The 937-nt window shown below is 32.3% G+C and carries 2 protein-coding genes; one reads left to right on the top strand and one right to left on the bottom strand.

Annotation, left to right across the window (positions count from 1 at the left end; all coding sequences use genetic code 11):
• Nucleotides 1-286: 286 nt before the first annotated feature.
• Entirely contained in the window at nucleotides 287-619 is a 333-nt protein-coding gene (locus tag ACFIM6_RS09980) for a helix-turn-helix domain-containing protein (protein ID WP_375612684.1), read from the bottom strand.
• A 112-nt stretch (nucleotides 620-731) separates the two neighbouring features.
• Between ACFIM6_RS09980 and ACFIM6_RS09975 the strand changes: the two genes are divergently transcribed.
• The coding region (locus ACFIM6_RS09975; protein ID WP_375612683.1) for a hypothetical protein at nucleotides 732-937 on the top strand (206 nt) is incomplete at its 3' end.

The following is a 937-nucleotide window of genomic DNA, read 5'->3' as shown; positions in this document are numbered from 1 at the left end:
GTTCTTCATTTTCGCACATCACTAAGAGAATTTCATCAGAATTTATAAACACTGGTTTATTCACAAATGCCTCCATATGCCTATTGGCAAAAGTTATTTTCTAAGATATGGGAGATAAATATATGCAAAAAGTGCAAGTGTCAACATAAAAATGTAAAAAGTGCATATTTATGCTAGATATGTTTTTTTAAAAAGTGCACTATCCACAATTTATGGAGATACAAAATGCAAATAGCGGAACAAGATTCTAATCTTTTAAAAGGGTTTTCTCAGAAAGAAAAGGAAACTATAACTTATCTTTTGATTGCCTTAAAAACTCAATATATAAAATCACAGACTTCTTGTTTTCTTCAGAAAGATCACGATAAAAATTCATAAATTCTTGATCAACATCATTGAAGAAATTGGGGGGGGGCTCGTTAAAAAACTCAGCTATTTTAACTAATTCCCCAATACTTATGCTTCTTGATTTTCCATTTTTGTAAGGATTAATCATTCTGCTTATAGTGGATTGATGGATTCCCAAGTAGGCGGCTAGTTCTATTTGAGCACCGTGTCCGCGCTCGTCTAATTTTTTTTCTAGCCATTGTTGGATACTTTTTTCAATATTGCTACTCATAATTTAAATATTATCCCTAAAAATACGTAAAATGCAAAAATGTGAAAGGTGCATTTTTTGTTGACATATGTAAAAAGTGCAATTATTTATTGTGCTGTTATGGAGATTACATATGCCTTCGAGATTAATTATAAAATATTTAGGTGGTTTCAAAACTGTAGCAACCATAGTGCAAAGAGATGTGTCATCTGTTTATAGATGGCGTGACATGCCAGCAAAACACCAGCAAAAAATTTTAGATTACGCACGTGATCATGGGATAGATTTGCGTCCAGAAGATTTTTTTTATCCCGAGCGCTTGCAGAGATTAATGCAAGA

It is taken from the genome of Bartonella sp. AA9NXGY (genome assembly GCF_042196845.1).
Taxonomy (GTDB): Bacteria; Pseudomonadota; Alphaproteobacteria; order Rhizobiales; family Rhizobiaceae; genus Bartonella.
The sequence above is the reverse complement of the archived record's forward strand: the minus strand, read 5'-3'. Positions and strand labels throughout refer to the sequence as shown.